General features: G+C 43.5%; 20 protein-coding genes and 1 pseudogene. 11 read left to right on the plus strand and 10 right to left on the minus strand.

The window, feature by feature from the left end:
- Window positions 1-369 precede the first annotated feature (369 nt).
- The 5 genes from CS022_RS20650 (at window position 370) to CS022_RS20670 (ending at window position 6,109) form a co-directional block, all read left to right on the plus strand.
- Complete coding sequence (locus CS022_RS20650) at window positions 370-1,317, plus strand: hypothetical protein (RefSeq protein WP_129123836.1); 948 nt, start codon at window positions 370-372, stop codon at window positions 1,315-1,317.
- 225 nt (window positions 1,318-1,542) lie between these two features.
- Window positions 1,543-3,033 (plus strand): DUF2306 domain-containing protein, encoded by a 1,491-nt coding sequence (locus CS022_RS20655; protein ID WP_129123837.1) that lies wholly within the window; start codon window positions 1,543-1,545, stop codon window positions 3,031-3,033.
- Window positions 3,034-3,432: 399 nt separating this feature from the next.
- Entirely contained in the window at window positions 3,433-4,569 is a 1,137-nt protein-coding gene (locus tag CS022_RS20660; protein ID WP_129123838.1) for a hypothetical protein, read from the plus strand.
- Between the two features lie 50 nt (window positions 4,570-4,619).
- Window positions 4,620-5,744 carry a DUF2306 domain-containing protein gene (locus CS022_RS20665; protein WP_145964532.1) on the plus strand — a complete coding sequence of 375 codons (1,125 nt, stop codon included), beginning with the start codon at window positions 4,620-4,622 and terminating at the stop codon, window positions 5,742-5,744.
- Complete coding sequence (locus CS022_RS20670) at window positions 5,741-6,109, plus strand: hypothetical protein (protein WP_129123840.1); 369 nt, start codon at window positions 5,741-5,743, stop codon at window positions 6,107-6,109. The genes CS022_RS20665 and CS022_RS20670 overlap by 4 nt, the downstream gene beginning before the upstream one ends.
- A gap of 83 nt (window positions 6,110-6,192) precedes the next feature.
- On the opposite strand, the gene CS022_RS20675 is transcribed toward CS022_RS20670, so the two are convergent.
- Window positions 6,193-7,020 (minus strand): DMT family transporter, encoded by an 828-nt coding sequence (locus CS022_RS20675; RefSeq protein WP_129123858.1) that lies wholly within the window; start codon window positions 7,018-7,020, stop codon window positions 6,193-6,195.
- A 384-nt stretch (window positions 7,021-7,404) separates the two neighbouring features.
- Between CS022_RS20675 and metG the strand changes: the two genes are divergently transcribed.
- From metG to CS022_RS20690, 3 genes and pseudogenes are all read left to right on the plus strand, one after another.
- Window positions 7,405-8,904, plus strand: coding sequence for a methionine--tRNA ligase (gene metG / locus CS022_RS20680; protein ID WP_129123841.1), 1,500 nt, complete (start codon window positions 7,405-7,407; stop codon window positions 8,902-8,904).
- A gap of 311 nt (window positions 8,905-9,215) precedes the next feature.
- Window positions 9,216-11,104 (plus strand): annotated as a pseudogene (locus tag CS022_RS20685) (methyl-accepting chemotaxis protein).
- Between the two features lie 220 nt (window positions 11,105-11,324).
- Complete coding sequence (locus tag CS022_RS20690; RefSeq protein WP_129123842.1) at window positions 11,325-12,740, plus strand: cytochrome P450; 1,416 nt, start codon at window positions 11,325-11,327, stop codon at window positions 12,738-12,740.
- Window positions 12,741-12,912: 172 nt separating this feature from the next.
- Here CS022_RS20690 and CS022_RS20695 read toward each other — a convergent pair whose 3' ends face one another.
- Window positions 12,913-13,158, minus strand: a complete 246-nt coding sequence (locus CS022_RS20695) for a hypothetical protein (RefSeq protein WP_129123843.1) — start codon at window positions 13,156-13,158, stop codon at window positions 12,913-12,915.
- A gap of 297 nt (window positions 13,159-13,455) precedes the next feature.
- Between CS022_RS20695 and CS022_RS20700 the strand changes: the two genes are divergently transcribed.
- A complete protein-coding gene (locus CS022_RS20700) occupies window positions 13,456-13,899 on the plus strand; it encodes a hypothetical protein (protein ID WP_129123844.1) in 444 nt (147 codons plus the stop codon).
- Window positions 13,900-13,964: 65 nt separating this feature from the next.
- On the opposite strand, the gene CS022_RS20705 is transcribed toward CS022_RS20700, so the two are convergent.
- From CS022_RS20705 to lldD, 3 genes are all read right to left on the minus strand, one after another.
- A complete protein-coding gene (locus CS022_RS20705; RefSeq protein WP_129123845.1) occupies window positions 13,965-14,519 on the minus strand; it encodes a zf-TFIIB domain-containing protein in 555 nt (184 codons plus the stop codon).
- A 170-nt stretch (window positions 14,520-14,689) separates the two neighbouring features.
- Window positions 14,690-15,757, minus strand: a complete 1,068-nt coding sequence (locus CS022_RS20710) for an SMP-30/gluconolactonase/LRE family protein (RefSeq protein WP_129123846.1) — start codon at window positions 15,755-15,757, stop codon at window positions 14,690-14,692.
- 147 nt (window positions 15,758-15,904) lie between these two features.
- A complete protein-coding gene (lldD, locus tag CS022_RS20715) occupies window positions 15,905-17,053 on the minus strand; it encodes an FMN-dependent L-lactate dehydrogenase LldD (protein ID WP_129123847.1) in 1,149 nt (382 codons plus the stop codon).
- A 298-nt stretch (window positions 17,054-17,351) separates the two neighbouring features.
- Between lldD and CS022_RS20720 the strand changes: the two genes are divergently transcribed.
- On the plus strand, window positions 17,352-18,050 hold the full coding sequence (locus CS022_RS20720) for a hypothetical protein (protein ID WP_129123848.1): 699 nt from the start codon (window positions 17,352-17,354) through the stop codon (window positions 18,048-18,050).
- A 202-nt stretch (window positions 18,051-18,252) separates the two neighbouring features.
- Here the strand turns inward: CS022_RS20720 and ykgO are convergent, their stop codons facing one another.
- Window positions 18,253-18,396, minus strand: a complete 144-nt coding sequence (ykgO, locus tag CS022_RS20725) for a type B 50S ribosomal protein L36 (RefSeq protein WP_129123849.1) — start codon at window positions 18,394-18,396, stop codon at window positions 18,253-18,255.
- On the minus strand, window positions 18,396-18,650 hold the full coding sequence (locus CS022_RS20730; protein WP_129123850.1) for a type B 50S ribosomal protein L31: 255 nt from the start codon (window positions 18,648-18,650) through the stop codon (window positions 18,396-18,398). The genes ykgO and CS022_RS20730 overlap by 1 nt, the downstream gene beginning before the upstream one ends.
- A gap of 297 nt (window positions 18,651-18,947) precedes the next feature.
- On the opposite strand from CS022_RS20730, the gene CS022_RS20735 reads away from it, so the two are divergent.
- Window positions 18,948-19,403 (plus strand): DUF2127 domain-containing protein, encoded by a 456-nt coding sequence (locus CS022_RS20735; RefSeq protein WP_129123851.1) that lies wholly within the window; start codon window positions 18,948-18,950, stop codon window positions 19,401-19,403.
- Between the two features lie 208 nt (window positions 19,404-19,611).
- Here CS022_RS20735 and CS022_RS20745 read toward each other — a convergent pair whose 3' ends face one another.
- From CS022_RS20745 to CS022_RS20755, 3 genes are all read right to left on the minus strand, one after another.
- A complete protein-coding gene (locus tag CS022_RS20745; protein ID WP_129123853.1) occupies window positions 19,612-20,283 on the minus strand; it encodes a hypothetical protein in 672 nt (223 codons plus the stop codon).
- Between the two features lie 301 nt (window positions 20,284-20,584).
- On the minus strand, window positions 20,585-22,897 hold the full coding sequence (locus CS022_RS20750) for a hypothetical protein (RefSeq protein WP_129123854.1): 2,313 nt from the start codon (window positions 22,895-22,897) through the stop codon (window positions 20,585-20,587).
- Window positions 22,840-23,508: a hypothetical protein gene (locus CS022_RS20755; RefSeq protein ID WP_129123855.1), complete on the minus strand. Its 669-nt coding sequence runs from the start codon at window positions 23,506-23,508 to the stop codon at window positions 22,840-22,842. Before CS022_RS20755 ends, CS022_RS20750 begins: the two co-directional genes overlap by 58 nt.
- Window positions 23,509-24,037 lie beyond the last annotated feature (529 nt).

The following is a 24,037-nucleotide window of genomic DNA, read 5'->3' on the forward strand; positions in this document are numbered from 1 at the left end:
GGGTGACAAGAGCATCAAGATTATTATTTAAATTAATGAAATATTTCATATAAAGTGCCTTTTTCTGTATGTGTTATCCGTATTTTTTCTTTTCATTAAATATGAACCCATGCACTGTTAACACTATTTACTACTTCTTTTCTTAAGATTTACATATGAATGCATTTACGTATGTCTCTCTTCTTTAACCTGAAAATAATTTATTAAATTTATTTTTTATATTCATGGTCTTATGATGGTTAAATTAAGTGCGCATGTGTTTTTCCTACTCCTAAGGTTTTGCACTTTCAAATTTATCTCCTACCTTTAGTGTTAATGCTCTATATGAGTATTTTAAAAATGGGAATATCCACTTCAGGAAGAAATATAATGACAGCCATAGAAAAACAAGGCATCGTAAATGCTTCAGAGCAACATAATGATATCAAGACGGATATTGTTGAGGAGTTTTTTGACTTCTTTAAAGCAAGAGGTCAAATAACGGACCCTGAACTTATAAAAGATATATTAAAGAATGACTTATATTTTTATGATTCGGACCTCATCATGTCAGAATTTTCTGATGTTTTCTTTGCGCCACAAAGCCTAGACCCTATGCTGGACAAGATGTCGCAGGGACTTTATGAAAAACACCCCGCTGTTATTGAATTTCTTTCCACCGCTATAGATCAGGGCTTGATTGTTAGAAATGAAAGTATGCATAGCATCGTAGTACGCATGATGCACTACTGCTTTATTCTCGATAAAACAACAGAGAAACAATTCAACGATTACCAGTGGTCAGAAAAGCTATTTGCCTATTTTCATCCTATGAGAGAAAAAAAAGGGATAAAAAAAGGCGTATTGCGTTCCCTAATATCTTCTTATCGTATTTCAGGTAGGTGGTTTGTCGCTGTGAAAATTGCCAGTATGGAACTGGTGTCACTGAGATACTTAAAACGAATGCATAAAAAGAATTTTAAACCCGGGAGTCTACTTGATAGGTTAAACCAGAAATTTTGGATAGCGACACTAAACCTAAATATTTATGAAGCCACCCTTCAAGACTTTTTTACAAAGCAGCTTGGTAACTCAGAAGCGGGTTTTATTCTTACCTGCACAAATACCGATCGTGTTTCGGATGATGGTCAAATTTTATATCACCACACGCAAGGTTGGGCTAGTCTCTATCAGACATGGAATTTGTGTTTTATCACCGGTGATTTACCGCATCTTGATTTGATGTATCCGAAACTGTTAATCCCGATCGTGCAAATGCTTGCGGTGATAACTATATTCATGCCCGCGCTATTTGCCTTACAATCACGTTTAGCCTAATGACACTTCGAATTGCAAATAACCAGCCGAGTGCATTCGATATTACAAACAAAACGGAGTTGTGCAATTTGTGGGGCGAAATCAACCGTAAATATGCCGAGAATTGCTTGCCAGTGAGGAGCTGAAGGGGCGTAAAACCATGGGTTGGTTTAAACGCATGATCTACAAGAAAGTCTACCTGAAATAAGCTTTCGAAAGTTCCACAAGTAGGTTAAGGATACTGTTGTGTTAAAGAACGTAAAACTGTTTATGCTGACTGGGGTCATGATATTTTTACTGATTTTCAGCTTTATTGCTGCGAAGACGGGGTGGAATTTCATTCAGCTTAAAGATCCCTCAACAGCGCATCAAATTTTGGAAGCTCAAGGTAAAAGTGGTAACGAGGATTTTGATTATGCGCCTGTAGAGGAAGAGTTGGTTAACCCCACTTTTTTCAGCCTGATGAGAGAACTGTCAGACCCTGAATATGCCTACGGTGAGGAAAGCTATCTTGAGGCTTATGCGGGTCACGATGCTCGTTCTGAGTTTCAAAAGAAAAACTTCGGACTCCATATGATTGCGGGTTCGGCATGTTTAATCACCGGCTTTTTTCAATTCTGGCCAGCTTTTCGACGAAAGAATAGGAAAATCCACCGGGTGATGGGCGTGTTGTATGTTATCAGTGCATTTACGCTGGGTATTAGCTCCTGGATATATCTTGGTAATGCGGGTTTTGAAACCACATTTGACTCATTGGCGGGGAATTGGGCGCTATATATACTTTCATCGACTGAAATGCTCGCTATTTGTATCGCTGGTTTCTTCCTTCTCAGGCGCCAATATGCTGCGCATATGGGGTGGATGGCGATCAGTCTTGGCGCGTTTCTTACCGCACCATGGCAGCGTTACGATTGGCTAATGTTGTCTTGGCTGGATACAGGACAGACGTTTGCCATGATAAATGGTGTGGTAAACACTGTCCTATTTACACAAGGCTATTTCACGGCGTATTGGGTGATGGTAATGAACAGACAGTCCTCGCCGTTGAACAAGACGTATAATTTTGAAGGCTTTTCTCTATTCGCTAAAACGTCTGTTTTTAGTGTTACAGCGATAGCAGTGATCGCTACATTTGTGTTTTACATTGGCTCAAACGGTATTTATGGCTCTGAGTTAGTAGGTCAATCGATTAACTTCGACCTTTGGGATAGAGAGCAGCAGATTATATTGGCTGACTTTTCATTTCTATACCCACTGTTTATTACGTTGACCTTGGTAATGACTACCTTGAGTGCATACATGATGCTCAACTACCGTTTACACGATGGACTGGCGTATTTATTAGGTGGTGTGGCTATTGTCATTGGCCTCATTGAACTCAATTGGGGCGTTAAAATTGGCTATCCAACGCAGTACTTGAGCTCAGGTGGCAGCCATTACATTGGGTGGAGCTTTTTACATATTGTCTTTGGTATCTTATTGATCGCAGGTAGATACCTTCGTTGGAATCTGCTTCAAGTTGAGTGGACGATGATTCTGTGGGTGCTTTCGTTATCTATGGCGAGCTTGCCCTTGATAGCATCGGTCTCAAGCCTTTTTGAAGTCTTCCCTAAGATTTATGTTGATGGAGGTCAGTCAGCTATCCTCATTGTTGGCGGTATTATGCAAGGCCTTGTCATCATTGCTATAGCGGTAGCAACACATGGACCAGCGACGAAAGCACGAAATGTTCATTGAACCAATGAGATTGACTAGGCGGGATTACCCGCCTTTTTTCATTTCCAAATAAGAGCAATTATTTCATATAAGGTCATCATTTTTGGGCCGGATGATTATTTATCTGGTCCGTGATTTCAATCAAAGACAATGTAAACCTCACTGGAAATTCACTCTGATTTATATCTTTCATCGTCATTTATATGCAATCTGAATAATATTGAGGGCTTGATATGAAAATAAAAAAAGGAATATTAAATTACTATTTCAATTCATTAACTTAGGTAATTTTCCATCAACGTTTCTCGAAATTTAGACAGCTCTTGATTACTAATTACTCGCTCTGCCTTCTATAGTTAGAATTTATACTCTAAAAATCTGTTTCAAACACGGAAGATACCAATACCAAAAGGCATAGTAATGGCTACAGTAGAGACAAAAGATGTCACGGAAGATCAAGAGCTTAATGTTGGGAAAGCGAAAAATATCGTCGAAACGTTTTTCGATTTTTTTCAGGTTAGGGGACAAACGACAGATCCTGAACTCATCAAAGATATTCTGAAAAATGATCTGTTTTTTTATGAATCAGAACTCATCATGTCAGAGTTTTCTGATACCTTTTTCACGCCACAACGCTTAGACCCTCTTTTAGACAGCGTATCTGAAGGCTTGTTTGATAAGCACCCTGCGGTTGTCGAATTTCTCTCTTCTGCTATTGAACAAGGGTTAATAGTTAAAAACCAGGAATCAGCCGAGATAGCGCGCCGGATACTTCATTGCTGCTTCATCTTGGACAAGACAACCGAAAAACAGCTTCATGATTATCAATGGTCGGAAAAGCTTTTCGATTATTTCCATCCCGTGCGGGATAAGAAGGGCATCAAAAAAGGCGTACTTCGTTCATTGGTCACCTCATACCGTGTGTCAGGACGATGGTTTGTGGCAGCGAAAGTGGCGAGCCTTGAACTGGTCTCGTTGCGTTATTTAAAAAGAATGAGGAAGAAGAACTTTAAGCCGGGAAGCTTGAGCGACAAATTCAATCAGAAGCTATGGGTAGCTATGCTCAACCTCAATATTTACGAAGCCACGCTTCAGGATTGGTTTTCAAAACAACCGGGTAACTCAGAAGCAGGTTTTATTCTCACCTGCACTAATGCTGAACGTGTGACCGATGATGGTCAAATCCTCTATCACAACACCCAACTCTGGGCCAGCCTCTATCACACGTGGAATCTTTGCTTTATTACCGGTGATTTACCGCACCTTGATTTGATGTACCCCAAGTTATTGATCCCTGCAGTAGCGAATGCATCCGGTGATCACTACATCCATGCCCGCGCCATTATCCTGACGATTACATTCAGTTTGATGACGCTTCGCATTGCCAATAATCAACCGAGTGCGTTTGAAATACAAAACAAAGAAAAGCTGTGCAATTTGTGGGGAGAGATTAACCGCAAATATGCCCGCGAGTTGCTTGCCGTTGAGGAGAAAAAAGGCAGAAAGACAATGGGTTGGTTCAAGCGCATGATTTACAAAAAGGTCTATCTGAAATAGACACATGCCAAGGAATAGTTGCTTTGAACGAATAGGTAAGGAATGGAGTTTTGTTGAAGAATATAAAGATATTGATGTTGACCGGAATAATGGCATTCATGCTGGTTTTCGGGTTTATTGCATCCATGACGGGGTTGAATTTCATTCAACTCAAAGATGCGTCTAGCGCACATCTAGTGTTAGCGGAAAAAGGCAATAAAAATGCTGAGGGCTTTGATTATGAACCCGTTGAGGAAGAGTTAGCAAACCCGACATATTTTAATCTGTTGAGAGAGGCTTCTGATCCTGAATATGCCTATGGAGATGGAAGTTATCTTGATGCGTATTCTGCTCACGACGAACGCTCGAACTTTGAAAAGAAGAACTTTGGCATCCATATGATTGCAGGCTCTGCATGCCTGATCCTTGCAGTTTTCCAATTTTGGCCATCATTCAGACGCAAGCACAAAAAAATCCACCGCGTAATGGGTGTGCTCTACGTTACTGCTGCTTTTACGCTCGGTATTAATGTTTGGATATTTCTGGTTAACGCGGGTGTTGAGACCACATGGGATCAACTGGTTGGAAATTGGGGACTCTACATTCTCTCCTCGACAGAAATGTTGGCGATATGTATTGCGGGTTTCTTTCTACTCAAACGCCAATATGGTGCACACATGGGGTGGATGGCGGTAAGTCTTGGTTCATTTCTCACTGCGCCATGGCAGCGTTATGACTGGTTGATGTTGGCTTGGCTAGACACAGGACAAACGTTTCAGGTGATTAACGGTGCGGTGGATACCGTGCTCTACACGCAAGCGTACTTTACTGCGTATTGGGTAATAGTGATGAACAGACAGTCGTCACCGGAAAAACCTCGATTCAGTTTTGAAGGTCTTTCTTCCGGCGCCAGCAGATCGATATTGGGTGTGACCTTGCTTGCTGTGGTTACCACGTTTGTTTTCTATACAGGTTCAAACGGGCTTTTTGACTCGGAGCTTGTTGGTCAATCGATGAACTTCTCGATGTTCGAAAAAGAACAACAGGTTTTATTCGGTGACAACACTTTCTTGTTTCCGTTGTTCATCATACTGGCGTTAGGAATGACTACCCTCAGTGCTTATATGCTTTTAAACTATCAACAGTATGACGCAAAAGCTATTTACTCGGTGGTATCTGTATTGCTGTCGGTTTGATTGAACTGATGTGGGGCGCACAAATCGGCTATCCGACTGAGTTTATCTCTTCGGGAGGAAGTCATTATCTTGGTTGGGGTTTATTACACTGTATTTTCGGTGCACTGGTGATGGTAGCACACCATTTCCGCTGGGATATTCTCCAGGTTGAGTGGACGTTGATGACGTGGGTGCTTTCTCTATCTATGATGACATTGCCCTTGTTTGCATCGTTTTCGAGCATCTTCGGTGTTTTCCCTGAACTCTATGTCGACGGGGGCCATTCTAACGTATTGTTGATTGGCGGTATCATGCAAGGGCTTTTCATCATTGCAATGGCCGTTGCGATTCATGGGCCTGCTACACAAGCCAGAAATATTAGCTAGCGCTTGTATTTGTTGGGCGATGGTGACTCATCGCCCTGTTATTATCTTTTCACCATTCTTTTCTCGCCATCCTCACGTTTTCCTTATCCAGCCTGCTTTCCGGTTTTTCGAATGGTGATTAAGTTACCTCCTACCATCAACGACGCGCCAATGAGAAGTGCGATTTCGAAGTTTTCTTGGTAGAAAAATACCCCAACGATCGCTATTAAAGGAAGCCGAAGAAAGTCCATTGTAACGACCATGGTGACCTCTGCGGTTAGCATGGCTTTGGTCATACAATAATGTGCTGAAAGTGCAGTAACACCAAGAATCACCAGCCACAACCAGTCTGTTCCCACAGGCGTTTGCCAATCACTTAACGAGAAAATAAATGCGATTGGGAGTTGTATCAGACACATCATAAAAACGATCGTCAATGGGTGTTCAGTCTTCGAGAGAGACTTTGTTGTCGAGTGCGCAACGGCATAACAGATAGCGGCCCCCAGTACGATTAACGATGCAGGATCAATGATCTCTATACCGGGTTGCACAATGATTGCCACGCCAAGCAATCCGAGCATGATGGAAATCCCTTTTTCTTTGGTCAACTTTTCGCCCAAAAAGACACTGGCAATAAGTGCAGTCCAGAGTGGGACTGTAAACTCAAGGGCGAAGACTTCAGCCAACGGTAAGAGGGCGATACCTTTAAACCAACCGTATTGGCCGCCAAAATGAAACAGGTTACGAAGTACATGGCGAGCTGATTTATCAGAGCGTAAAAGATATGTTTGTTTCGTGAAGATAATTACCAGTGAGATAATGAGAAAGCCAACCAAACTCCGGTAAAACAAAATCTGAAAGGTATCCATTTGCTCACTGAGCTCTCTGCCCCCAATTGCCATCAGGCAAAATGAGGTGAGGGCGCCGAGCATCCATAGTGAAGAAGATAAATTCATATTTGTGAAAGTGCCATCCGTGTTGCCTTGTCTCGTAGAGACGTCCAGAGAAGTAGCATACACAGTAACGTTACCGACAACGAGCGTATCTAAGGGGCTGATCGCAAAATACGTTGAACCTGAGTTCGAACAGCCTTGTTATACGCCCTTTAGACTGTTAGCGTAAAAATATGAACGAGATGATTTCTGCTTTTTCTTCAATGATGCGCATGCCTGCTCAGCGAATGCTGAGGGGGATGGGCTGCTTGTTCTAACGAATCGCTAAAAGCAACGCCATTCCACATTTATCCTGCTGGAATGGTTCGTTGACCTCAATCTCATTGTCTCCATTCCGGCTGTTTTGTTTTTCGGAGACAGATTATGACTACGTATACCACCACCCCAATATTCTATGCCAATGGTGAACCTCATCTTGGCCATGTTTACAGCGGTATTCTTGCCGATATTTTTCATCGTTATCGCCGTTTGATTGGTCAACCCAATGTGCTCATTACGGGTACTGATGAACATGGAAAAAAGATTGCGCTGGCTGCGGAGGCACATCAGAGAGACATTCACAGCTTTGTTGATGAAAAAGCGAAGGCGTTTTCTGACCTGTGGGAGAGCTTTTCCATTACGCCCGATGTGTTTGTCCGAACGACAGACGTTGAACACAAGGCAAAGATCCGTGAGATTTGGTCTCGCTTGGTCAATAAAGGAGATATCTTCCTCGGCAGTTATTCCGGTGAATATTGTGTGGCTTGCGAACAGTTCTATTCGGAGCGTGAATTAAACAATAAGCGCTGTCCGGTGCATGGTAAAGAGGTAGAGACAGTTGAAGAAGCCACCTACCTTTTTCGCCTTGAAAACTATCGTCAGTCACTGCTGACGTTTTATCGAGATAACCCTGATTTCATCACTCCCAGACATTTTCAGGAAAGCCTTATCGAACAGTTGGAGATTGGCGAATTAGAAGACTTGTCGGTTTCAAGAGTGAACAACAGCTGGGGCGTAAACGTACCGGGCGATGTTCATACTGTATATGTGTGGATTGACGCGCTGTTTAGTTATATCACCGCCATTGAGCGTTCAGGGGGAAGTCAGCAAGATATCGCCGAGACAGTGCATGTGCTTGGAAAAGACATTTTGAAGTTTCATGCCATCATTTGGCCTGCATTTCTTCTGGCGCTTGATTTACCTTTGCCAAAAAAACTCGTCGTGCACAGCTGGTGGACTATCGAGGGCAAAAAGATCTCTAAATCGAACCCTGAAACAACGGTCAACCCAAGAGTATTCTCGGACAAACTGACGAGTGACGGTTTGCGATATGCCTTTACTCGCCAAAAGCCGTTATCGAGAGATGGCAATGTCTCTATCGTCGACTTTATCGAGCTAGTTAACGCTGATCTTGCTAACAGCTTTGCAAATTTAGTGAAACGCAACAATACCCTTATCCAAAAGCACTTTAATGGTGAACTACCGAAGTGGGAATCGATATTGAACGACGACCAGTGCAAAGCACTGTTTGAAACCAGTCTGGAGGTATTAAACGATATTAGGCAGGCATATGAAGCCTTCTCACCCTATGAAGTGACGGTGCGTTGTAAACAATTAGTGGATGATGTGAATAGTTTTTTCCATTGTCGGCAGCCCTGGTTAATCAATAAAGGGCTGGAGCATCAGCATGTTGCTGCAACCTGCTTTGTTGTGGCCAATATTGTCAGGCAAGTTGCTATTGCTGTGTCTCCCATTACCCCAGAGCTGTCTGCGAGTGTATTGTCTGAGTTTGGAGAGAAGTTAGACGATACATGTTGGGAAACGCTGAGCTTGGATGAAAATATCAGACTGACCTCTGTTAACAGCCATTTTAAGAGAGTCTAACTCACTGTTATAAATGCAAAATAAATAACAACTGCGATTAAGTGACACCGCTTGACGCAGTTGTTGCCAGTATTCACTGCTCTTTAGTCTGACTACTTTGCTGCGATAATAAATTTAATATCACCATTGAGACTTTTGTTTCAATATTACACCCCGTCATGAAGCAACAGTGTCATTTTGATATCTCGAATATAAAACAGGTTTATCAGCAACTGAATTCAATATTTACTGTGATTAGCACTAATTTAGTTATCGCAAACTCTTTACTCACTTTGGAGTGAAGATAATTTGGTTACATACGGAAACGTGTTATGGAAATATTTAATTCGCTCAGGAACAAGTTAATTGCGGCGTTGATCATTGCTGTTTTTTCAATGGCGCTCATTGTAACGCTTTTTTCTTCTTCTCAGCTACATTCGCAGACTGTCGAGAACCTGTCCAGTAAGGCGAACTTGGTAAGTCAGCAAACAAGTCAATACATTGAAGGCTGGCTTCAATCAAAAGCAGCTATCATCGAAAGTTTGGCCAAGAACGTGTCGAATGAGAATACGTTGAAGTCACTTAAGCAAGCGCAGATGTCGGGTGAGTTTTATGAAGTACTTTACGGTAGAGATGATGGTTCGACCCTGCTGGCGGTAGAAGACCATTTTCCAGCTGATCCGAGAGTCAGACCTTGGTATCAAGGAGCGGAAAGAAATAAAAAAACCATTATCACGAGCATTTATAACGATGCAAAAACCAAAGAACTGATGGTGACGATTGCTCATCCGGTTATCAACGAAAAGGGTGCGGTAACAGGTGTTATTGGAGGTGATCTGACACTTGATTATCTGTCTAAGATCGTCAGTGAGATAGGGTTGGGTGGGAATGCCTCGGCCATGTTGCTTGACGCCGGTGCCAACTTCATTGCACACCCGAATAACAAGTTCAAAGGACAACCCGCTTCGGTTTTCAATATTGCTCTCAATCCGGAAACGGTAAGTGCTGCTGTGAGCAGCGGTGAGGTGATACATCTTTTTCGAAACGGCACCGAGAAGCTCTATTTCTTCAAAACGGTTCAGGCCTTGGGTTCTGAATGGATCATTGGCATCGAGATGGATCAGCACACTGAGTTTGCAGCCTTTGACGACCTGCGTATCGATCTATTTTTTATTGTGATTGCCGTTCTGGCGGTGATAACCAGTCTTGCTTCATGGTTAATCAAGTTGTTGGTGCAGGATCTTCAGCGGGTTTCCCAGGCGATGAAAGAAATTGCCAGTGGTGATGCAGACTTAACGCAACGGATAGAGCCGCATAGCCACGATGAAGTGGGTAACCTGGCGCGAAACTTCAATACATTTGCTGAAAATATCCATGCGACGCTGAGTGCCGTCAAACAGGTGAGCGACTCTCTGGCCGAGCAATCAAAATCGTCGGCTGATTTCACCCGATCTAGCAGCGAACGCATTGCCATTCAACAAAATGAAATCAATATGGTAGCCACTGCCATTGATGAGCTGTCAGCCGCGACACAGGAAATAGCGAGCAATGCTGAAACTACCGCCCATCTTTCAGACGAGGCGGTAAGTTGCTCCGAATCAGGTGCCGGTCAGGTCAACCAGAGTCAGGTATCGATAAACAACTTGTCGCAGGAAGTTGAAATGGCCACCAATGTCATTACTGAACTCCATATACATTCACAAAGCATCAGCTCTATTCTCGCTACCATTCAGGATATTGCGGAACAGACAAACTTATTAGCGTTGAATGCAGCGATTGAGGCGGCCCGTGCAGGTGAGCAGGGCAGAGGCTTTGCCGTTGTAGCTGACGAGGTAAGGGTACTGAGTCAACGCACACATGACTCAACCCGAGAAATCCAATCAATGATTGAAACGTTGCAAAACACCGCAGGGTCAGCGGTAAACATTATGAACGAAAGTAAACACCTTGCTGATACCAGTGTCGACGATGCAAACTCGGCAACCAGCAGCCTGACACAAATTACGGGTGCGGTATCGTCAATCAGTGACATGGCGACACAAATAGCGTCGGCTGCGGAAGAGCAATCTCTGGTGACAACCGAAATTACCCGGAATACGAAGGGAATAAGAGATGCGTCTGACCAATTGGCATCAGAGGCCGAAGTGGCTGCAGCGCAGGCTGGTGAACTGTCTTCTCTATCTGGCAGTTAAATGGTGAAATAGCCAGATTCGGTCTGTAAATCTCACTTTGGCTTACTCATTATTCGGGGTGAAATCACCCGATGGTCATTCGAGACCAAAGGAAAAACTTGTTTATAAACAGAGCTCCCATTATACAAAGCGTGACCTGCTACTTACATCAGTCATTGGCTTATCTTTCGTATTCTGATAATTGCATGGTGTTTTTTATTTACGTTCAATGTACAGTAATGCTACGAAGAGCAATGAGTTTAAAACAACATGCAAACACTACAACAACTCCCAATGCCCCCCCAATCCGGCTTGCTTGGCCATGTGAGTGAACTAAAAAAACCAGACATACACCGGCAGATGCTGGCTTGGATAGAAGAATACGGTAATACATTTCGTATCAAACTCGGTATGAAAGATGTATTGGTTCTTGCTGATCCAGCGCAGATTAAAACAGTACTGAAAGAGCGACCAGAGCAGTTTCGACGCATCAAAAGCATTGAAAGCGTTTTTGAAGAAGCGGGCCTAAATGGTATTTTCTCGGCGGATGGAGAACGCTGGAAGCATCAAAGAAAGCTTACAGAGCCCATGTTTCAGCCTTCTCATTTAAAAAGCTTTTACCCGAAGTTAGCTGAAATTACTTGCCGTTTAGAAAGCCGATTTGCCATGTTAGCCCAAGTAGGTGAAGTCGTTGAACTCGTCGATGAATTCAAACGTTATACCATTGATGTAACGTCACTTTTAGCGTTTGGCGAAGACTTCAATGCAATAGACAAAGGAGAGACGCCGCTTTCTGCAAGTCTTCGTGATGTCTTCCCAACGATCAACCAAAGAATCAAATCGCCTGTTCCGCTCTGGCGCTTTTTCAAAACCAGCAAAGATAAACAGTTTGAGCAAAGCCTGAATGAAGTAAAACGCTTTGTTTCATCATGTATTGAAAAACAGCGTAACGCTCTGTCTGACAAGCCTGAGCTGGCAGACGCACCTGAAAATATGCTTCAGGTCATGCTATCTGAACAGCGACAAGACCCTACTCTCACAGACAAAGAGATTGTCGCTAATGCTGTCACCTTGCTGCTTGCAGGAGAAGATACCACCGCAAACACGCTGGCTTGGATGGCTTATCTTGTGAGTTATGATTCGGTAACATCTGGCCAGTTAAATACCGAGCTTAATGAACATGCGTATGAGACATTGCCTTGGCCGATACCAAGGCTACCTATCACCACCGCCATTATGTACGAAGCGATGCGACTTAAACCCGTCGCACCTCAGATTTATATGGAGTCATTAGAAGATAACGTGGTTAGTGGCATTACACTGAAAAAAGGAACGCCAATTTTCTGTATGTTGCATGCTAGCGGTTTCAACCCTGAGTTGTTCAGCCAACCCAAGACGTTTGATCCGAATCGGTGGTTAGAACGCGGTGGAGCATCATTCTCACAACTTCAGCCTTTCGGCGGTGGAACGAGATTATGTCCGGGGCGCTCGCTGGCAATGATGGAAATCAAACTGGCCTTTAATGCACTTTTCAAGAAATTCACGATTGAGCCACAGCAGGCAGCCGAAGAGGTCATTGAGCAATTTGCTTTTACCATGTCGCCCGTTGGTTTTAATGTGAAAGTGAAATTGCGTGAACAATCAAAACCTAAGCCAGTCAAATCGGAAGAAGCTCTATCGAGATAGTGAAACGATAGTGGTAAACACAGGCGATGATGCAGTGCTCAAATGCTGATACTTTTGTCGCCTGTTAGTTATGACATCAAGGTTAAGTGACGCGAGGGCAAAATCGTGAGGCCTCATAGGGCCAGCAAGATGAGCTGACCCGCTGAAGATGTTAAAGCGTTAGCATAGGTAGCTACTTAGTGGCGCAGAACGCATCATAAGCTGCCTGTGTATTTTCAAACCCTTCTTCCTTTGCAAGCTCCCAAGAACGGACGCATTCATTTTTACTCTCGCACCATGTGTAACCTGCCGAGCCGATACAACCATATTCATCACGATCAGACCCTGGCATCGATGCGTTTGGTTTTTCTTGATTGGTGTAGGTGATACAGCCTGAGAGTAAAACAGACAACAAAGCAATAAAGGTGAGTTTTTTCATACTACTACTCCACGTATTTACAGACTTTAAGAAGGTTTGCAGTGTGAGAGTCTACACACCAGTGACTCCGCAGCAACAAAAGACTCACTGAATTTATGCTTACGCTGTTTTGGTTTAATAAGTGAAGCAATGCTCATCTTTGCGCCTAATTTCTTATCATTTGCCTGCTTGCAACAGGGCAAATTCACAGTTGTGAGTCAAAACCTTTTAGAGCTAAGACGTAAGCTTAAAACGACGAAAGGAAGATAAAACAACAAAAAATAAAGCAGGCATGGAGTAATGCCTCAAGGAGGAGTGATGGGAACAGCAGAAACGGTGTCGTTGTTAGCGGCGGGATTATTTTTTCTCACTGGATTGCTGACAGGCATTTGGAAGTATTTACAAATTATGGCGTCGGAGAAAGGTGAAGCTCACCCTTACGTCGATATTTGTCACCGCACGTCATTAATGTATTCATTTGCGGCGATCTTGCTGGCAAAGTTCGCTGAAGTCAGTCAACTTGACGACACTATTGAAACAATGGCCGCGCTTGTCGTGCTGGTTTATTTCGTTTATGCCATTTTGACTTATATGCTTCATGGCTTACTGCAAGACACAGATAATCAACTTAGAAAGCCATTTCTGCTCGGGCGTTATCGCCTGCCGAAAGCGGTGATCTCATTCAGTATGTGGTCGTTAGTCGTTGCCGAGGTGGGTGGCTTTCTCGTGTTGTTCTATGGGGTTGTGATCGCGGTTGTCTGAAAATTATCAGCTTTCAGGCGCCATAGCGAGCACGCTTAGGTAGGCTATCCTAAACGTGCGACCTTTTATTTTTCTGCTGAATATGGGTCTTCTGCCATTAAATAGGCTCTTAAATCGGCTTTTTGAGGATGGTTTTGCAGCCACTGCCGGACAGATTGAGCTTGTTCATAGGCCTCTCGGCCAAATCTATCGCTATATATGTCACTAAAATGATCTTTGGCGCTTTGGCTGCGAATTGTTTTCTGCCATTCAGAAGTAACAAGGGCGTTAAGAGAGCCTGCTAAACCCTCAGATTTGAGCAGTTCCCATTCCCCCTCATCAAGCCAAATACCACCAACCATATTGCTATAATCGACACGATGTGCGTTATGCGCCGATATTTTGAATTTACGCATAATGCTGCCAGAAACCGGGCAAAGTAGTGCTTTTTTGGTATCTGATATTTCAGTGTCAAACTGAATATCATCAGCGAACTGATAGTCCTGGTTTCGCTCTTTCCACGCAACAAAATCTTCAATCAATATCCAGTTGCCAGCACAAGACGAGCAAGTATGTGCTCGAAATTGGCCTTCCAAAAAGCTAGGTTCTAGCTTGCCATTTCCGCAGTTTGTACATTTCATTATTCTATTGCTCACTTTTGTAATATTTCGCTTTCAAGTACAAGCTAACCATAATTTCTTCGAGTAAGAATAAGCAAAACTGATAACTTACAGCGGGCTTCACGATATAAGCAGGGCGCAATCAAATGCGCCCATTAATGTGTTTGAGTTGAGGTTTGTGATTATATTTTTCAGTAAGAAAGAGAGGCGATGTTTGGCCCTTCCAGCGTACCGATGTAGAGCTTGTCTTTTTCGGGCTGCACTGAGGTAATACCGCCAAGTGTTTGAGCGGTTTCATCGTGAAAACTTTGGATGATTTCGCCATTCTGGTTCAACTGTGCAATCAGTCCATAGTGGGTCGGGCGGGGCACCGTCCATTGCGGCAACTTAGCAGCCAGCTCTTTGATGAATGGCATGGTATGGATCAGATCGAGCACTTCGCTTCTTGGTAAGTAAAACGTTAACCAGAATGTACCATCGTCAGCGGTTGCGATGCCGTCAGGGAAACCCGGAAACTTTTCAGAAAAAATCTCTGTTTGTCCATATCGCTCTGGCGTCAGCCACACGCGCATAGTCCTGTAGCCATAGCTTTCATTGACTAAGACAAACTGTTGGTCTTTTGATACCGCAACACCATTAGCAAAGTAGAGGTTATCAGCAAGAAGACTGAGTGTTTTTTCTTTTGGATAGAAAGAAAAGAGTCGACCGCTAGGGTTGCCAGATAATCCCTCAAAATTCCCCTGATCAAGCTCGAAATAGAGTGTCGCGTCACTGAAGTAAATTGTGCCGTCATCGGCAATATCGAGATCGTCAGCCAAGCCAAGCGGTTTGCCATCAAACTGGTCGACCAGTGTTTGTAACGTCAAAGCGGGATCTAGTAGGAGTAACCCTTTCTCTGCATCAGCAATGATCAGGTTTTCTTCGCTATCAAATGCCAGCCCAAGCGGGCGTCCACCTGTATTTGCCAGCGTTTCCCATCCACTGTCTGGGCACTGGCGCAGAATATCGCCATTGTCGGTACCAGTATGCACACAACCACGTTGGTCAATCGCTACGTCTTCGCCACCACGTAGCCCTTGAGGGAGAGGGATCAGAGTTGCTGAACGTAATTTATCGTTCACCGCAAGCACACCTTCAAATGGCAGGGCTTGAGAAGGGGTGTAAGCGTAAGCGGTAATGGGTGACGGGTATAGAAGCACCCAACCAGCAAATAACGCAGCAGCTAAGAGCGTTGCGAGAGCAACATTTCGATGTTTCATCACATTCCTTATGATATCTGGGTTTATTCACCGCGACAGTTGTCATAAGGCGTGAGTTTATTCCAATACACTATGTATTTTTTTCTTATTGCTGCAAAGGCGGCCATATTCATTGCGTTACTTATTTTTTACACAATGGGTTGTTTACTATAGGCTAACTTTCCCATTAACCAAAAAACTTGAATCCAGCCCATCGACCGATTTTGCGCCAGTGAGTGTCATCGCGACTTGTATTTCTTTCTTATAGAGGTCGAGTAAGGATTCAACACCTGCCTGCCCATTGGCTGCCAGCGCATAGATAAACGAACGGCCTAACAATGCGCAGTCTGCGCCGAGTGAGAGCATGCGGACGACATCAAGCCCAGACCTGATGCCCGAGTCGACCAATATTTTCGTGTCACCTTTTATCGCATCAGCAACGTAAGGCAGCGCTTTTGTCGTCGATAAAACCCCATCAAGCTGTCGACCGCCGTGGTTGGAGACCACAATACCGTCAGCGCCAAATCGTACTGCATCTTTCGCGTCCTCAGGGTCGAGGATTCCTTTTATCACTATGCTGCCTTGCCACATATCGCGGATCCATTCGAGATCTTTCCATGAAATAGAAGGGTCAAAATTATTGCCGAGCCAACCGATGTAGTCATCTAGCTTTGTCGGACTTCCCCTGTATGCAGATATATTGCCAAGGTCATGCGGTTTTCCCATCAGCCCAACATCAAAAGCCCAGCGGGGATGACGAACCGCTTGAAATACTCGGCGTGCAGCTGCAAACGGACCACTCATGCCTGAGTGAATATCGCGGTATCTTGCGCCGGGAACGGGCATATCAACGGTAAACACTAGTGTTTTGACACCAGTAGCCTGCGCGCGTTCCAGTACATTCTTCATAAAGCCTCTGTCTTTGAGGACATAAAGCTGAAACCATATCGGGCGATTTAATGCCGGTGCGACTTCTTCAATTGGGCACACAGAAACTGTCGACAGAGTAAAGGGTATGCCTCTGGCATCTGCGGCTTTTGCTGCCTGAACCTCACCACGACGGGCAAACATACCTGTCAGACCTACTGGTGCCAATATAAGCGGTAAATCAAGCTTTTCACCAAACAGCGTCGTTGAGAGATTCAGTGCTGACATATCTTTTAATACACGCTGTCTCAGGGCGGTTTGGCTGAGATCAGTACAATTCCTGGCCAGTGTGTCTTCCCGATATGACCCACCATCAATGTATTCAAATAAAAACGGTGGTAACCGTTTTTTAGCGGCCAGACGAAAATCTGTTGGCGAAGATATCAACATAATCTCTTTGTCTAAATGCACATACTATGTGAGTGAGTCTAAAGCGGACTGCCCGTTCCGTCTATTTCCGTCTATTTCGGTATGTTGATGGTAACGATGAGATCCCACAACGGTGAGCGTCGATGACTAACGGGGTGATGTTTCTATTATCTTGCCTTTTAAGGACTCTCTGTTGAAAGGTTTTAAACGGCCAGTATCAGCAATGAAGCACTGGCGTGAGAAAAATCCAATACGATAAGTTAGACCATGGAATCGATAAGACAAACAGTGTTAAACGTTGCAAAACAAGGAAGAGACTATGTCTGTGCCACCACTGACGATTAAACCTGTAAATAATGCGGGCGCACATGCTGCACAAGCAGCTGACAGAGACTCTCGTAAGGGGCAGAGTGGCGCGCATGAAGATAGTGAAGAGCAGGAAATCAGAGAGATACTTCAAGAATATGAAGAGCATATCACGATTGTTGATGAGCTCTGTGAGTCTGAAAGTGAAATCGCGGTAGAGGATGACGGCGCGATTACGGGTGTGTACTTATTGAATGAAGTCTCTCTTAGCCATCAATTGTCGGCGTACTTCGAAGAAAACAATAAGACACTGCTTGATTTCAGCGAAGAGCTTGAGACGCCTATCCTCAACAAGATTGATGATCATTTCTCGGAACTCGGCTGGTATATCCAGCTTTACAGCAACGGTGATGCTGAGTTCGTAAACGAGGATGGCCGAGAGCTTGATGAGAACGACAAAACACATCCCTTATTTGATGAGTTACCTGAATGGGGCAAAGAGTGGCTGGCGAAAAACGGTATTATTGATGGTTATGAGCCGTCAGAGCGGGCTCATGAGAACAGAAAAGATGATGCGGTACAGACAATGAGCGACGATGGCTCATCAGTTGACCCTACTCATCCACATATGCCGCAATCTACTGCTCGTCTGAATCCTGAGCGATTTTATGCCATCAACCAACATCAGTTAAAGCCGCACCGAAAGCCGTAGTGGCTCGTCTGTGATTGGTACTTCCCGATTATAATTGGCGAAATAATAAGCGCGAGAGAAGGGAGATAGGCACTTACATATGGTGCGGCGACGCTGAGACCAAAAGAATAACAGGTAGACGATGTTCACGGCTACCTGCAATCATTCAACCTAGCTCTATCGCCATAGTCGTGGCTGGCAGAGGCGAAAAGTCACTCAGAGCTTACTTTTTCTTTTTGACTTTGCCCTGAACCGCTTTGAAACGCGGGTTCGATTTGCAGATAACATAGATACGGCCACGGCGTTTAACGACTTGACAGTCTTTACTGCGGTTTTTCGCGCTTTTGAGTGAACTAAGAACCTGCATTATTTACCTACCTTCATACCACTGAACTGTTTGTTGAAGCGCGCGATACGACCGTCTTGCTTCGCTACTTTTTGCTTACCCGTATAAAAAGGGTGAGAGTGAGACGAAACATCAAGCGTCACATACGGATAAGTCTTTCCATCCAGCTCAACAGTGCGCGATGTCTGGATAGTTGAGCCGACCATAATGTATTTGTCTGCGCCAGTGTCGTGAAACGCCACTATGCGGTATTCAGGGTGGATACCCGCTTTCATTTTGAAACTCCTTCTTGCATTGTTGGGTACGTTATAACATAACACTTAAGGCGGGTAAAGCTAATGATAACTAATATCATTTAACTGGGTGAGGTGGTTGATAATTCAACAATTTCCCATTGATCCATCTCAACAAACATAAGCCCTCAGATATTTCGCAACTTCATAGGAACGTTTGACTATGGGAAATGTCAGTAATCATGATTCTTTTTGTCACTTGGTTATCGGTTAAGCCTAATTGATGTGACGCTACCAGTCGTGCTTGAGTGTGACTGCTGGGTATTTTCAGAGGTGATTATGTCGACACAAAAAAGCGGCTTAAAATTGATTGCATCACTTGAAGCATTAAAAGGTGTTGTTTCATTGCTCGTGGGCTTCGGTATTCATGAACTTGCAGGTCAGAACATTCAGGCTTTTCTGGAAAATCTTTTACGGCATTGCCACCTTAACCCGGCCAATGAGCTTCCCGGTTTATTACTGGAAAAAGCCGCGATTCTCACCCCTTCGAATTTAAACTTGGTGGTAATTGGCGCCTTGATATATGCCGCCATCAGACTGATTGAAGCCTACGGCTTGTGGTTTGGTTTATTGTGGACAGAGTGGTTTGCATTGGTGAGCGGCGCCATCTACGTGCCGTTTGAGGTCTACGAAGTGTTTGATCAGCAGAATGTGTTGAGTGTTATCGTATTGGGCATAAACTTGGCAGTGGTTTACTACATGTACTTGTTGGTAAGAAAGCCAAAGCAGGAATGACTGCAGCTATGCGTAACAGCGAACAAACCGCGTCCTAACGGTTTGTCCGCTGCTGTTTTTTAATAATTGTCGAGTTCTGCGATTTCGATTTTGTAATTTGTCCCTTTTGCCGACTCGTTATGTAAAACAAGTGCGGGATATTTAAAGTTATTGACTGCATTGATCAGTGTTTCGTCGAACGGCGTTTTCTGGAAATCACTTTGGCCTTTTACTCGGTAGGCGATTGAGCCGCCAGAAAGTTCAGAGCTTCTGGGCATGAGAACGAAAACCTGTCTCCTCTTTTAAAATCGTATTCGTTTATTACTCTCGATAAAGATGAGTCAGTACATTGGCGGTTCAGGGTAATATCGCCGTCTCTAAGGTAATTGATCACGGGCACTTTGCCCTTTAAGTCTTCCTTAGAATATGAAAATACATCTACCTGTTCGAAACTCGCTGGGAGTTGCGTTCCTTGGGTAATGGTTTTTGTCATAAAATAGGCGTATAAATGCTTTGGACCCAGCTCGGCTATGAAGCCATTCTTATGATCAATGGGATTGTTTTGAGCGTCTAGCATCTCGAAATCAATCATTCCCTCTAATTTCGATGGCTTTTGAGGATTAGCGTCAGCTGGCAAGGCTGTCTGGACGGAATCACCCTTTCCAAGGTTATTGCCCCAAATCTCGCGAATAAAATCTGCCCATTTTTCATTTTCGGAGATTAGGTATTTCTTGCTTGAATCAGTGTAATTAAAAATCGAGTAATAGAACTTACCTGTTTTAGTCAGAGAAGATCCTGAACCACCAGTACCTGTTGCGGTCGCAGAATCACCAGAGCCGCCGCCACAGCCGACCATAGATAAAGATGTTAACAACCATAGCGTTACAATCTTGACGTTCATTGTTTTTCTCTCACCTGAATTAATTGGACGCCGTATTATTGTTCAGTTAAAACAAAAAACAACGTCCAAAATAATATTTGACGATGGTTTTACCGTTTCTTTTTTGAGAATTATTTTGGTTTCAGGGAGTTATTCGATGAAGATTTTTAGGCATGGATATTTTATCTAATGCTGCATCGCTTGGAATGGAATGGAGCGAAAGCTTTGAAGAAACGGACTGCCAAAACTAAATCGACCCAAAGAGGCGAATTTTCTACCTCTGGGCCGACGAAGAAGTTTTTACCTTTACTTGGTTTACGTTTTAGGCTGACCTAAATACTGTTGTAGGGTCAGTGAATTCAGTTCTATCTTCATTCTGATAGTGCCAGAATTCCTTTGTTGGGCCAGAGATTTTAGTGCCGTCATCGTTGTGGAAAGTCACTTTGTACTGATCATAACGACTGCCCCAATAAAGCCCATTTTCATGGGTGCGCTCGACTTTGGCATAACCGTTTTTAAATTCTGCAATTTTAGTATTTGTAGACCAATCATTATTCTCCCACTCTCCGTTCTGCCAAAAACCTGCGCCGACTCCTGAGCCTAATTTGGAATAAACAGACTGAGCGGCATACGGACTTTCATATAGGTCAGGTGTAAATGGAACTAATCTTTCGTTATGGATACCATCAGCTGTTTTCCATTGTCCGTCCTCTTGACGAAATCTCTCAGATTTATCAATGAATCCAGAGCGATTAAACCTGTTGATAATATAGGCAGGTTCTTCGCTCTCGGTTGTGCCAATTTTAAGTAGTTGCACTCTGGGATCACCTGGAGTCCAGCTGTTTAAGGGGTCTTGAGTGATCTCACTGATAGTCCCGGCACTGTTCACTGGTTTAGATTGAGCCACTATATGACTTACAAGGCTTGGGTGGATGACTGGGGCACCTAATCTGCGGTCTGTAAGAATCTCTGAAGGTATGACAGTATTTTCCCCTAAAACGACGGACGAGCGGGGCGTTGTTAATTGTTCTTCTGATGCCCAATTTCCAGCATTGTGGTCCCACAGAGCCCAGGTAGTGAAGCCTGCTAGCCCCTGTAAATCTTTGACAGCTGCGCTCGAGGGCGGCTTCTTCAACGTCTTAGGTTCACCGTCAAAGGATACCCTTGGAACCCCTGGTTTACCTAAAGTTGCCTCTCCCTGTGTACCTGCAATCATGAAGGCCTCGAGTGTCGAAACTTCTTTATCGGCTGGATTTGATTGATCAACTGCAAAGGCTGCAAGCCCGCTAGAAGCGAGGTCTAGTAGTGCCGAGTTTGTTAGGGTGTTTGCTACTTCTTGGGCTTTCTGACTTTGGGAACGATATGACAGTAGACCAGCTGCTATTCCGGCAACCATTTTTGAACCGAGTTGCGCGCCAAAAACAGATTTTGCTGCTTTTAGACCATCTCCACCTGCATTCCATGTCCACTTTTTTGCTACGTTTGGTAAAACGAAATTAAGATTTCCATAAGCACCTGAAGCTTGCGGTCGTCTAAAGTCTTTTTGGAAGTTCACACCTCCTTTTGCTTCTCCGATAAGACCCGTTAAGCCATTTACTTTGGTAAAAAAGTTAATGTTGTCGGTGTCAATGCCAAGCGAGCCATCTGCTCTCTCTTTGGTTGGAAGTTCAAATTTTTGGCTATCTGGGTTGTAAATTGCGTTTATGGTGTAGCCTGTTTCTATGCCAGCCTCTACCGGAACAGCAGAAAATGCTTTCGGCTCGCCAGTCCCCCGATTGGCGTTCTGATCAGTATTCGTTGTTAAACCAAGCGATGCTCCCCACCCACCCGTCATATTAATAACGCCATGAAGTTTCACATCAATCGGTAATACGGAGACCTTTTTTCCATCAACAACACCCGACCGAGGAGCATGAACGACGTAAGTTTCTCTCGCCTCAGAAGCCGTAGCAATACTTGCAGGGGCTCGCGGACTTAAGGTCCCAGTTGAGTGGTCTTTGAGCCATTTTCTCTCTTTTTTTCCAGATGGGGAAACACCCAAAAGATCAGATAGTGGTTTGGTGGATCTTTCGGTTGTCCTGTTAACAGCAAGTTGATGATAAAATGCAGGTGTGACTCCACGAGGTGAGTAGTTATCACCCCACGTAGGTCCGTGTTCTCTCTCATTGTCATTATTAAAGATTTTAAAGTTGGGGCCGGACGTACTCGCGAGTGTATCGAGAGAAGCAAGTTCATTAACGTAATTTATTGTGTTGTCAAATAAAGCAGGTGTTTGACCTGACTCGAGGCTTCTTGCTGCATCTAAATATTCTCCTGATTTATATGATGAGAAAAGGCCTTGAACCACTGCACCTACCGCTTCGTGGTGTTTAGCTAGTACTTTGGCAGTTTTCGTTGTTAATTTTACTGTTGCTTTCCCTGCGGTTTTTGCAATTTCTTTTGCCCCTTTATTCGATACTGCTTTTGATACACCTTTCAAGGTAGCTCTTGTTGCAGTTGCAACAGAACTTATTTGGGGTCCCACCCCCTTAATTGGTCCTGCGGCACCAACAGAGCCAATAGGATTCAAAAGTGGCATTAAGACATTGGGAATAACCCAATCTGGGCTGAAGCTCGGATTAAGAATATCTGACACATCCTCCCCAGGTGACCAGTTCGGATTGTCCTTTCGAAAAGCATTCGCCTCTTCCTCAGAGTCAAAGTATCTGACATTGTGTGGTTCGAGGCCGTGTTTTCTAGCATACTCAGATGCCTTCCATTGATTAACACTAATTGGGTGAATGTTGTCATTTTTATCGGCATCAAAAGAATGTGGAGTAGCTTGAGGTTTGTATTGTTCGCTAGGTTAATTGCAGCGAGGGTACTTGTTTCTATTGCTCTCGCTGATGCTTCTGTATCTTTCTTGGTGTCTGAGAGGCTTTTGCTGTCTGTATCTTCTTTCGCATGAGAAAGCTCATGGACCAAAACACTGGTCCTCTCGTCTGGCGATAGATTACCAAAACGCTGTTTATCAAGTGTCACTGTATTTGTTTTGTCATTGTAAAGTGCTATCGCACCTTGATATTTTTCTTTGTACTCAGAGCTATCGATATCTGCTAACTGAAACTTTGTATTTGCCACTACCTCTGGAGAAATAATTTTACTGGTATCGATATTTACGTCTTTGGAAAATTTTTTAGGCTCTCTTTCTATTTGAGAATTTGTATCTTTGATTAACGAGGTGACATTGTTTATATCTTTACTCAAATCGCTTTTGTTATATGTTTTGGCTTTATCGTTGACAGGCCTACTATTTTTAATTTAACCTGAAGCTTGATCTTTAATAAAATTTCTATCTTTCAATAGCTTAACTGTGGCTTCATTCGAGGTTTGTGGCGAGGATCTGTTACCCTCTAGCTTATCCCGTATACTTTGCTCTTCGGAAGCTCTTTTCTGATCCGTTTTTTCTTTTCCGTATGCTTTAATTCGTACAATTTTTTCTCTTTTTTTTCTCTTTTTTTTCTTGAGCTTGTTTAATTATTCTCTTTTTCATTATCTTCATTTTTTTGTAATGATTTTGATTCGACTCTTTTATCTGCTGATGCTGTGATAGCCATTATTATCTCCTAAAAAACTGATTTATATAATTAAATTAGCCAACTGACGATATTTTTATATATGTATTTAACTTATTTTTATTTAATATTATAAATATTGTTTCTATGCAACCGTTACTGGTATTAAACATATATCAATTTAAGTTTGGATGGAGGTTATCTATAAAATTTCAGTATTT

The sequence above is a fragment of the Veronia nyctiphanis genome (assembly GCF_004116385.1).
GTDB classification, from domain to species: domain Bacteria; phylum Pseudomonadota; class Gammaproteobacteria; order Enterobacterales; family Vibrionaceae; genus Veronia; species Veronia nyctiphanis.

Bases quoted from the DNA above. Each gene is read 5' to 3' on its own strand.
- CS022_RS20675 (WP_129123858.1), bottom strand. From the start codon at position 7,020: ATGCTCGGCGCCCTCACCTCATTTTGCCTGATGGCAATTGGGGGCAGA.
- CS022_RS20690 (WP_129123842.1), top strand. From the start codon at position 11,325: ATGCAAACACTACAACAACTCCCAATGCCCCCCCAATCCGGCTTGCTT.
- CS022_RS20695 (WP_129123843.1), bottom strand. From the start codon at position 13,158: ATGAAAAAACTCACCTTTATTGCTTTGTTGTCTGTTTTACTCTCAGGC.
- CS022_RS20660 (WP_129123838.1), top strand. From the start codon at position 3,433: ATGGCTACAGTAGAGACAAAAGATGTCACGGAAGATCAAGAGCTTAAT.
- CS022_RS20730 (WP_129123850.1), bottom strand. From the start codon at position 18,650: ATGAAAGCGGGTATCCACCCTGAATACCGCATAGTGGCGTTTCACGAC.
- CS022_RS20700 (WP_129123844.1), top strand. From the start codon at position 13,456: ATGGGAACAGCAGAAACGGTGTCGTTGTTAGCGGCGGGATTATTTTTT.
- CS022_RS20650 (WP_129123836.1), top strand. From the start codon at position 370: ATGACAGCCATAGAAAAACAAGGCATCGTAAATGCTTCAGAGCAACAT.
- ykgO (WP_129123849.1), bottom strand. From the start codon at position 18,396: ATGCAGGTTCTTAGTTCACTCAAAAGCGCGAAAAACCGCAGTAAAGAC.
- CS022_RS20735 (WP_129123851.1), top strand. From the start codon at position 18,948: ATGTCGACACAAAAAAGCGGCTTAAAATTGATTGCATCACTTGAAGCA.
- CS022_RS20745 (WP_129123853.1), bottom strand. From the start codon at position 20,283: ATGAACGTCAAGATTGTAACGCTATGGTTGTTAACATCTTTATCTATG.
- metG (WP_129123841.1), top strand. From the start codon at position 7,405: ATGACTACGTATACCACCACCCCAATATTCTATGCCAATGGTGAACCT.
- CS022_RS20710 (WP_129123846.1), bottom strand. From the start codon at position 15,757: ATGAAACATCGAAATGTTGCTCTCGCAACGCTCTTAGCTGCTGCGTTA.
- lldD (WP_129123847.1), bottom strand. From the start codon at position 17,053: ATGTTGATATCTTCGCCAACAGATTTTCGTCTGGCCGCTAAAAAACGG.
- CS022_RS20705 (WP_129123845.1), bottom strand. From the start codon at position 14,519: ATGAAATGTACAAACTGCGGAAATGGCAAGCTAGAACCTAGCTTTTTG.
- CS022_RS20720 (WP_129123848.1), top strand. From the start codon at position 17,352: ATGTCTGTGCCACCACTGACGATTAAACCTGTAAATAATGCGGGCGCA.